This window comes from Micromonospora sp. DSM 43699, assembly GCF_055517075.1.
Genome location: NZ_JBTMMT010000120.1, coordinates 1 through 9705, shown reverse-complemented (window position 1 = coordinate 9705; position 9705 = coordinate 1). Strand labels below are relative to the sequence as shown.

Annotated in this window: 7 protein-coding genes and 1 pseudogene; 2 read left to right on the top strand and 6 right to left on the bottom strand. The window is 72.4% G+C overall.

The window, feature by feature from the left end; translation table 11 throughout:
- Positions 1 to 18 precede the first annotated feature (18 nt).
- The 5 genes from AC0AIB_RS30570 to AC0AIB_RS30550 form a co-directional block, all read right to left on the bottom strand.
- A complete protein-coding gene (locus AC0AIB_RS30570; RefSeq protein WP_328344311.1) occupies positions 19 to 372 on the bottom strand; it encodes a DUF2203 domain-containing protein in 354 nt (117 codons plus the stop codon).
- A gap of 280 nt (positions 373 to 652) precedes the next feature.
- Positions 653 to 1471 carry a pyrroline-5-carboxylate reductase gene (gene proC / locus AC0AIB_RS30565; RefSeq protein WP_328344309.1) on the bottom strand — a complete coding sequence of 273 codons (819 nt, stop codon included), beginning with the start codon at positions 1469 to 1471 and terminating at the stop codon, positions 653 to 655.
- Between the two features lie 77 nt (positions 1472 to 1548).
- The gene (locus AC0AIB_RS30560; RefSeq protein ID WP_328344307.1) at positions 1549 to 2577 is read right to left on the bottom strand and encodes a 6-phosphofructokinase; all 1029 of its coding nucleotides are present in this window, start codon (positions 2575 to 2577) and stop codon (positions 1549 to 1551) included.
- A gap of 170 nt (positions 2578 to 2747) precedes the next feature.
- Positions 2748 to 3251 carry a pyridoxamine 5'-phosphate oxidase family protein gene (locus tag AC0AIB_RS30555; RefSeq protein WP_328344305.1) on the bottom strand — a complete coding sequence of 168 codons (504 nt, stop codon included), beginning with the start codon at positions 3249 to 3251 and terminating at the stop codon, positions 2748 to 2750.
- Between the two features lie 52 nt (positions 3252 to 3303).
- Positions 3304 to 3816: a polyadenylate-specific 3'-exoribonuclease AS gene (locus AC0AIB_RS30550; protein WP_328344303.1), complete on the bottom strand. Its 513-nt coding sequence runs from the start codon at positions 3814 to 3816 to the stop codon at positions 3304 to 3306.
- 262 nt (positions 3817 to 4078) lie between these two features.
- On the opposite strand from AC0AIB_RS30550, the pseudogene AC0AIB_RS30545 reads away from it, so the two are divergent.
- Positions 4079 to 4770 (top strand): annotated as a pseudogene (locus AC0AIB_RS30545) (Crp/Fnr family transcriptional regulator).
- A gap of 124 nt (positions 4771 to 4894) precedes the next feature.
- On the opposite strand, the gene AC0AIB_RS30540 reads toward AC0AIB_RS30545, so the two are convergent.
- Positions 4895 to 5161 (bottom strand): hypothetical protein, encoded by a 267-nt coding sequence (locus AC0AIB_RS30540; RefSeq protein WP_328344301.1) that lies wholly within the window; start codon positions 5159 to 5161, stop codon positions 4895 to 4897.
- 139 nt (positions 5162 to 5300) lie between these two features.
- Here AC0AIB_RS30540 and AC0AIB_RS30535 point away from each other — a divergent pair, with 139 nt between their 5' ends.
- Positions 5301 to 8861, top strand: coding sequence for an ATP-binding protein (locus tag AC0AIB_RS30535; RefSeq protein WP_465097998.1), 3561 nt, complete (start codon positions 5301 to 5303; stop codon positions 8859 to 8861).
- Positions 8862 to 9705: the final 844 nt, after the last annotated feature.

Genomic DNA, 9705 nt, shown 5'->3' with positions numbered 1-9705 from the left:
GGGGTGTGGGGGGGTGGGTTAGCGGATTGGGCGGCGGCCGGCGAAGCCGCATTCGACGCGGTGGTACCAGCGCACGTCGGAGTCGCCCTCCAGCCAGCACCAGAGCACGGCGCGGCCGTCGTGTTCGCCGGGGAAGTCGAGCAGCACCGGGGCGATCCCCTTGACCTGGATGTCGTGCGAGTTCAAATCCTCCAGCACGCCGTGCAGCCGGGCCTCGAGGGCCTTGACCTCGGCCCGGCCGCCCAGCGCCGACATCCCGGGGCCGGCCAGGTCGGCCCGTAACTCGGCCAGGTCGGCCCGGATACCGATCAGCTCGTCGATGCGGGGCTGCAGGGTGGCGACCAGGTACCGCGCCTGGGCGAGAGTGAACACCGGGCCAGTATGGGGCACTCACGTTCGCCGTACCTAGGCGGCGTGCTTCGTGGGGAAAAGAAAGCAGCGCTACGGCTGGCCGACGGTGAACTACCGGCGTACCACCTGAGCCCGCCCGATGAAGCCGAGCCGATGCTTCGACCCTATGTCTGGCGTCGGCTTACGAATGCCGTTGCAGCAGCCGCCCTCGGCACCTGCCGATACCTCGTCAACGGTGAGCTGCTTCCCACCAGCACATGACGGACCAATCTTTCGCACCCACCCCTGTCGCTGCCGGCTGTCAGTCGGCCTGGGCGGCCAGTTCGCGGGCGCGGTCGCGGGCGGCTTCCAGCGCCGCCAGCAGTGCCGCGCGTACGCCGTGTTTCTCCAGCTCGCGGATGGCCGAGATGGTGGTGCCGGCCGGGGAGGTGACCGCCTCGCGGAGCTTGACCGGGTGTTCGCCGGAGTCGCGCAGCATAATCGCCGAGCCGATCGCGGTCTGCACGATCAGCTCGTGTGCCACCTGCCGGGGCAGGCCGAGCAGGATGCCCGCGTCGATCATGGCCTCGACCAGCAGGTAGAAGTAGGCCGGCCCGGAGCCGGAGAGGGCGGTCACCGCGTCCTGCTGCGACTCGGGCACCCGCAGGGTCGCGCCGAGCGGGGCGAACATCTCCTCGGCCAGGGCCAGGTGTTCACCGGTGGCGTGCGCGCCGGCCGAGATCGCGCTCATCGCCTGGTCGACCAGGGCCGGGGTGTTGGTCATCACCCGGACCACCGGGGTGCCCTCGGGCAGCCGGCGGCTGAAGAAGCTGGTGGGCAGCCCGGCGCAGAGCGAGATGACCAGCTTGTCGGCCGGCACCTTCGGGCCGATCTCGTCCAGCAGGGTGCCCGCGTCCTGCGGCTTCACCGCGACCGCCAGCACCGCCGCCTCGTCGACGGCGGTCAGGTTGTCGACCACCCGTACGCCGTACCGGGTGGCCAGTTCCTCGGCCCGGACGGGACGGCGGGCGGTCGCCAGCAGCCGCTGCGCCGGCCAGCCGGACCGCAACAGCCCGGAGAGCACCAGCTCACCGATCTTTCCCGCCCCGATCACCGCGACGGTGTGCTTCGCAGCCGCCATCTCCACCCTTCCGTCCCGTTCGACCCGTCCCGTACCCCCTGCCCCTCCGGCGTGGCGGAGGGGCAGGGGTGGGCGGGTCAGCTGCCGAAGAAGACCTCGGCCTCGTCGTAACGCTCGATCGGGACGGTCTTCAGCTCGCGGGTGGCCTCGGCCAGCGGCACCCGGACGATGTCCGTGCTCTGCATCGCGACCATCTTGCCCCAGTCGCCCTCGTGCGCGGCGTCGATCGCCTGGAGGCCGAGCCGGGTGGCGAGCACCCGGTCGAAGGCGGTCGGGGTGCCACCGCGCTGGATGTGCCCGAGCACGACGGTCCGGGCCTCCTTGCCGGTCTTCGCCTCCAGCTGCTCGGCGAGCCACTGGCCGATGCCGCCGAGGCGGACGTGACCGAAGGCGTCGAGCTCCTGGTTGTGCAGGACCATCTGGCCGTCGAGCGGCTGGGCGCCCTCGGCGACCACGACGATCGGGGCGTACTGGTGCTGGAAGCGCTTCTCGACGTAGCCGGCGACCTGCTCGACGTCGAACTTGCGCTCCGGCAGCAGGATCACGTTGGCGCCACCGGCCAGGCCGGCGTGCAGGGCGATCCAGCCGGCGTGCCGACCCATCACCTCGACGACCAGGGTGCGGTGGTGGCTCTCCGCGGTGGTGTGCAGCCGGTCGATCGCCTCCATGGCGATGTTGACGGCGGTGTCGAAGCCGAAGGTGTAGTCGGTCGCACCCAGGTCGTTGTCGATCGTCTTCGGTACGCCGACCACGTTGACGCCCAGCTCGTGCAGCTTGGTCGCGACGCCCAGGGTGTCCTCGCCGCCGATCGCGATCAGGGCGTCGACGCCCTGCGCGGCGAGGTTCTCCTTGATCCGCTCCACGCCGTTCTCGATCTTGAACGGGTTGGTGCGGGACGAGCCGAGGATGGTGCCGCCGCGGGGCAGGATGCCCCGCACCTCGGGGATGCCGAGCGGCTTGGACAGGCCCTCCAGCGGACCCTTCCACCCGTCCCGGAAACCCACGAACTCGTGACCGTAAGTAGCGACGCCCTTACGGACCACCGCCCGAATGACCGCGTTGAGACCTGGGCAGTCGCCGCCGCCGGTGAGCACGCCGATACGCATGATCTGCACATCCTCCTGAAACGTCAGGTGAAGCCCGGATAAGCCCCAGGATATGTGTCAGCTCAGACCATCGGCACCGTTGCCGGCCCGGGGCGGGCCGTCAGTGCGCACTGTAGTCGGCCCAGGTGTACGCCGACACCGCGCCCCGACCCGCACCGGCCGGCTACCGGTCAGTAACTGACCTCGTGGTTCTCGCCCAGTTTCGGCGGCTCGCCGGTCACCGCCGCCTTGGCCAGGCCGAGCAGGTTGACCACAGAGCCACCCGGCGAGTCCCAGTACTCGGCCGAGCTGGCGTGCACCTTGAGCAGGGTCAGCCCGGGGGTGTCCAGGCCGTCCGGGAACCACGCCTTGAGCACCGGGTTCCACAGCTGCTCGGCCCGCGCCCGGTCGTACGCCTCCTGGGCGGTGCCGGAGATCGAGACCCAGGCGTGGTGCCGCTGGTCGGAGAAGGCCACGTCGACCTCCGGGTTGACCCGGAGCTGGCGCATCTTGGCCGAGTCGGTGTAGGCGAAGAACCACAGGTCGCCCTCGAACTCGGCCGCCTGGAGCGCCATCGGCCGACTGAGCAGCCGGCCGTCCACGCCGATCGTGGTCAGCATGCAGATCCGGGCGTCCCGGATCAGCTCGGTCACCCGTCGCCGGGCGTCGGTGATGGTGGTCGCATCGTCGGCCATGGCGCACTCCCTCGGATCGGCTCGCCCGAACCGGTGCCCCGGACCACGCCTGTCAAACCTGCCGACCGTCACCGGCTGTCATCGCCTGCCAGCGGGCCAGGTTGTGCCGGGCGTCGACCAGCGCGTCGTGCCGGTCGGCCGCCGCGTCCGGCAGCCGGGGCCGACCGAGGTCGTCCCAGAGCTGCCGCAGCTCCTTGGTGAAGCGGGGGATCTCCCGGGGCAGCGCCGGCATCGCCCCCCAGAGCTGGGCCAGCACCACATGGTCGTACGCGGCGTACCAGGCCCACAGCTCCAGTTGCTCGCCCGGCCGGTCGCGGATCGGCTCCAGCAGGAACTCGTACAGGTCGTCGCGGATCCGGGCGCGGGAACGCCAGGCCCGGTCGGCAGGTGAGGGGAGCTTGTCCAGCACGTGACGACGGACCCAGGGTATGGCGCGGGAGTCGTCGAACTCGGTGGAGACCGCGTAGAACTCGCGGCCGTACTCGTCGACGACACCTATCGACACGAGGTCGACACTCCGGCCGTCCTCGATGAATTCGCAGTCGTAGAAGTAGCGGTAGACCATCGCCGTCCATCCTCGCCCACGGTCGGTGACCGTCGCCGGTCGGGGTGCCGTCCCCGCGCGCGGACGGTGGTCGCCACCGTCCGCCGCAGCTCGGGAGTGTCACGGAAAGGTCTACGGGGGTGTACAGCAAGCGACTGGGCCGTCATGATCTGATGTGTACCGCTACCGGACGCCGAACAGGTGTCAGTTCACCTCCGCAGGGGCCGTCAGGGTTCACCCGGTGAGCGAAGTTGTGGTCCGTGACCGGGGGAGGGGTGGGGCCGTGGAGATGCGCCTGCCGGAGCCGGGTGACGCCCTCACCGGGGTGGAGATGTTCGCCGGCCTGGAGCCGGAGGTACGCCAACGGGTGATCGCCGCGGCCGTGCCGCGCACCTACCGCAAGGGCCAGCTCCTCTTCGTCGAGAACGATCCCGGCGAGTCGTTGATCGTGCTGCGTCGGGGGGCGGTGGCGGTGTTCCGCACCGCGCCGACCGGGGAACGCGCCGTGCTGTCGGTCATCCGGCCGCCGGACGTGCTGGGCGAGGTCTCCCTGCTGGACGCCTCCACCCGTTCGGCCTCGGCCGAGGCGATCGAGGACTGCGCCGCCCTCGCGCTGTCCCGTCCGGCCTTCATGGAACTGGTGCACTCCAACCCGCGCATCCTGGACGCGGTGATGCGGTCGCTGGGTGGTCTGATCCGGCGGCTCACCGAGCAGAACGCCGACCACGTCTTCCTCGACCTGCCCGGCCGGGTGGCCAAGACGCTGGTCCGGCTGGCCGGGGAGAGCCAGGCCCCGATGATCACCATCGAGCTCAACCAGAGCCAGCTGGCCGAGATGGCCGGGGGTCCCGGCAGAGCGTCAACCAGGCGATCGGCTCCTTCGCCAGCCGGGGTTGGCTGCGTACCGAGGGCCGCCGGATCGTGGTCACCGACGTGGCGGCGCTGCGCCGCCGGGCCGGCATGAGCGACCGCTGACCAGGCTTCCCGGCGCGGCCGGGCGGCGGCATGCTCCGGGCGGTGGAGCGGTCCGGGCGGCGCGGCAGCGGGGCAGACAGCGCGGCGTGGCCGGCGGACCGAGATCCACCGGCACGCCGGTCGGTCACCTGCCGTTGTCGTCCGCGGGTGGAGCGGTCGGCCCCGGGCCGATCTTCTCCGGGGGTGTCGTCGGCCCGGGTCCGATCTTCTGTGGCTTGGCCGTCGAACCCGTGGTCGTGCCGGCGTCCGAGGTCGACTGGCTGTCGGGATTCTCCACCATGCCCTGTTCCTCCATTCTGGCGAGAGTGACCGCATCGACGTCGACCGTCTCCCCGGGGGACCGGACGGTGCCGTCCGGGTCGGTCCAGTAGGCGGACAAGCGCACCTGCACGGCCACTCTCCTGACAGTGAGTTCTCCTCGTGAGGAACACTAGTGGCGGCCGCCCAACCGCAGGGTCCGACCGCACGTCGGGTACCCGACTGGCCCGCCGCAGCGGGATACTGGGACCTCCTCACGTACGGAGTTCGTCATCGACCTCAAGTGTGGACACTGCTCCCGGGCGGCGGGACCGGACGACCGCTTCTGCGGCGGCTGCGGACAGGCGCTGACGCTCGGCTGTGCCTCCTGCGGGCACGCCAACAGCCCCGAGGCCAGCTTCTGTACCAACTGCGGGCAGCCGCTGCGCGACCGCGGGATCACCGTGCAGGAGGACCGCCGCCAGGTCAGCGTGCTCTTCATCGACATCGTCGACTTCACCACGTACGCCGAGCGGGCCGACCCGGAGCAGGCGCGCAGCCTCCAGCAGGCGTACTTCGCCACCGTCCGCAAGCTGGTCCACCAGTACGGCGGGGTGGTGGAGAAGTACATCGGCGACGCGGTGATGGCCCTTTTCGGCGCCCCGGTCGCCACCGACAACGACGCGCTGCGTTGCGTCCGGGCCGGTCTGGAGCTGCAACGCAGCCTGGCCCGGCAGACCGCCGGGCCGCAACCGCCGCTGGGCTTCCGGGTCGGCGTGGCCACCGGTGAGGCGCTGGTGGACCTCTCCGCCACCCGCGACGGTGGCCAGGCCTTCGTCACCGGTGACGTGGTGAACACCGCCTCCCGGTTGCAGGCGCTGGCCCCCACCGGCGGGGTGGTCGTCGACGAGAGCACCTGGTCGGCCACCCGACACGAGTTGGAGTACGTCGACCGGCCGTCGGTCACCCTCCGGGGACGCTCGGCGGTCAGCCGGATCTGGCTCGCCGTACGGGCCCGGCCGCGCACCGACCCGCAGGCCGCCGAGCTGACCCCGATGGTCGACCGGGAGCACGAGCGCGGCCTGCTGGTCAGCGCCCTGCACCGCACCGTCAACGAGCGCACCTCCCAGCTGGTGACCGTCTTCGGTCCGGCCGGGGTGGGCAAGAGCCGGCTGTTGCGCGAGCTGTCCCGGCACGCCGCCAACCTGCCCGGCCACCGGGTCACCTGGCTGGTCGGGCAGTGCCCACCGTTCGGCGAGAACGTCACGTACGCCGCGCTGGCGGACATCGTCAAGGGTTGGCTGGGGGTGCCGGACACCGACGACCCGGAGCCGCTGCACGACCGGCTACGCCAGCGGCTCGGTCAGCTCGACGATCCGCACGCCCTGCGGTTGGCCGGCGCGCTCGGGCCACTGCTGGGGGTGGCCGGGGAACGACTCAACCAGGGCGAGACCGAGGCGGCCTGGCGGCGGTTCCTGCTCACCCTCGCCGGGCACGGTCCGACCGTGCTGGTCTTCGAGGACATGCACTGGGCCGACCAGGCGATGCTGACCTTCGTCGAGCAGCTCGGCGCGGCGGCCCGGGGCGTACCGCTGCTGGTGGTGGCGACCGCGCGGCCGGAGCTGCGGGAGCGGCACCCGGCCTGGACCGGCACGATCAGCGGGGCGATGTCGATCTCGGTGCCGCCGATGCACGACGCGGACATCGACACCCTCTACTCCCTGCTGCTCGGCCAGGCCGCGTTGCCGGCGGCGGCCCGGGCGCCACTGATCGAGTTCGCCGACGGCAACCCGCTGTACGCCCAGGAGTACGCCCGCATGCTGATGGACGGCGGGCTGCTGGACCCGGCCGCCCGGTTCGACCCGACCGGCGGCTCCGACATGCCGCGCACCGTCCAGGCGGTCATCGCCAACCGGCTCGACCTGCTCGACCCGGCCGACCGGGCGGTACTCCAGACCGCCGCCGTGGTCGGGGTGCAGTTCTGGCCGGGCCCGGTGGCGACCGCCCTGGGTCGGACGGTGGAGTGGGTGGAGCGGGCACTGGACCGGTTGCAGCGCCGGGACATGGTCTTCGAGCTGCCCACCTCCACGATGGTCGGTCAGCCGGAGTACCGGTTCCGGCACATCCTGGTCCGCGACGTGTGTTACCAACGGCTACCCCGGGCGGAACGGGTGCTGCGGCACCAGCGCACCGCCGACTGGTTGGCCCAGCGCGCCGACGCCGGGCAGCAGGATCTGGCCGAGGTGCTGGCCAACCACCGCTGGACCGCCCACGAGATCGCCCGGACCGTCGGGCTGGACCTGGCCCCGTACGCGATGGCGGCCCGGACCGCGTTGCACCGGGCCGCCCGACGGGCCAGCGCGCTGCACGCCCTGGACAACGCGGCGACGCTTGTCGACCGGGCCCTCGCGGTCGGCGGGAAGGCCGACCCGGGCCTGGAGTTGTTCGCCGCCCAGCTGGCCCTGTTCCGCGACGGGGACACGTTCCTGGTCGACGGGGGCACCGAGACGTTGACCGGGCTGGTCGACCGGCTGGCCGCCGCCGGGGACCGTGCCGGCGCGGCCCGCGCCTGGACCCTGCTCGCCACCGCCGCCTGGAGCCGGGCCGACCGGTCCGAGACGCTGCGCTGCCTGGACCGGGCCAACGAGATCTACGCCGAGCTGCCCGAGTCCGAGGACAAGGCGGAGGCGTTGTTGGAGCTGGCCCGGGTCCGGATGCTCAACTTCGAGACCGATCCCGCCCGCGCGGCGGCCCGCTCCGCAGCCGAGCTGGCCGAGCAGTTGGTGCTTCCCGAGGTACGGGCCAACGCCCGGATCACCCTGGCGGTGGCCCGCTACCTGGCCGGCGAACAGCAGGCGTACGCGGAGCTGGCCGAGGTGGCCGAACAGTGCCGGGCGGACCGGCTGGCCTGCCGACGCCGGGCGGTGCAGAACCTGGCCTGGGCCGCCCAGGAGGAGGGCGACCTGGCCCGGTCGGCCCGGCTGGTCGACGAACAGCGCTCGCTCGACCTGGCCGGTGGGCACGGCCTGGCGACCAGCTTCGCCGACCAGTGGGCGCGGGCGTACTACGCCGGCGACTGGGTGGCGGCGCTGGAGATGGCCGCCGAGTCGACCCGCCGACCGACCGCCGAGTGGGACCTGCACATCGTGGCGGTCTCGGGGTGGATGCGGGCGCTGCGCGCCGGGGACCCGCCGACCGACGGGGCGTCCCGCCCGGTGCCGACCCCGTCCGCCACAGGCCACGCCGGGGTGGTCGAGGGCGGGGTGGTCGAGGCCGGGGCGGGTGGTCAGGACCTGGTGGCCCAGGCGCTGGTCGCCGCACGGCGCAGCGGTTTCCACCGGGTGCTGCGGTCGACGTTGGCACACGCCGCGCTCTGCCGGGCCGTCCGAGGTCGACCCGACGAGGCGATGCGGCTGCTGGTGGAGCTGGACGAGGACTGGCGTCGTACCCGGATGATCCCGTTCGCCGAGTGGGTGCCGGCGGTGGGGCACGTCGCCGCGGTGCTCGGCCCGGAAGCCGCCCGGCTGGTCCACGACCTGCTCGACCGGTCTGCCCGGATGACCCCCTGGGCGGAGGCCGCCGGGCAGGTCGCCGACGCCGCCCTGGCACTGGCCGACGGGGATGCCCACCGCGCCACCCGACTGTTCCGGACGGCGGCGGCGAGCTACGCGCGGATTACCGACACCACCGACCACATGCTGACCACCGCGCTGTCGGTGCCGGCGCTGATCCTGGCCGACCCCGCCGAGGCGGCGGTCGCCCTCGACCGGGTACGCGGCTTCGCCGACCGCTTCGGCATGCCCGGTCTGCTCCGACTGGCCGCCCCGGCGACGACCGACCAGACCTGGCTGTGAGGCTGGCTGTGAGGCTGGCCGGGTTGCCCTGAAGGTGATGGGCTGATGGCTGGTAGCAGCGGATGTGACTCCTGCCCTGACTGGCCACCCCTGCCCCGCCGAGGTCAACCGGCCGGAACAACGGCACGCTACGGATTTCGACACCGCTGTTCGACACCCGAGAGCCGGCAGGCTGAGGCCGACCTCGTCCCACGGAGAGCGGATCGCCGAGGGTTGAAGGGTGCTGTTCGCGTCCTTTCGAGCTGATGACGTAAACGATTCACCAGCGCCCCAACCCCGCTCACGCCCCGCGCCGTCCACCCCGCGCCGTCCACCCCGCCGCCGCCCCGCGCCGTCCACCCCGCCGCCGCCCCGCGCTGCCCACCCCGCGCCGTCCACCCCGCCGCCGCCCCGCGCTGCCCACCCCGCTGTCCACCCCGCTGTTCACCCCGCTGTCCACCTGCGGTCCGCGCCCTGGTCGTCTGGAGCCCGCGCGGTTCCTCCGCCCCTTCCGCGCTGATCGGTCGGTGCCGGTACGCCGGACGCGAGGGCGGAGAAGGGCGAAACGACCCGGGCAGGCGGTCGTACCTGGCCGGGCGGCCGAAGGCCCGGTTGGCGACGATCAGGTAGGTAACGGGCGGGCCGGTCGTGTGAATCGCCAACGTCATCAGCTCGAAAGGACGCGAGCAGCACCAGCGACAGGTCCCGCTCCCGCAGGGTTCCAGCCTGCTCCGGGCGGGGCCAGACACAGGCCGGGCCAGACACAGGCCGGGCCAGACACAGGCCGGGCCAGACACAGGCCGGGCCAGACACAGGCCGGGCCAGACACAGGCCGGGCCAGACACAGGCCGGGCCAGACACAGGC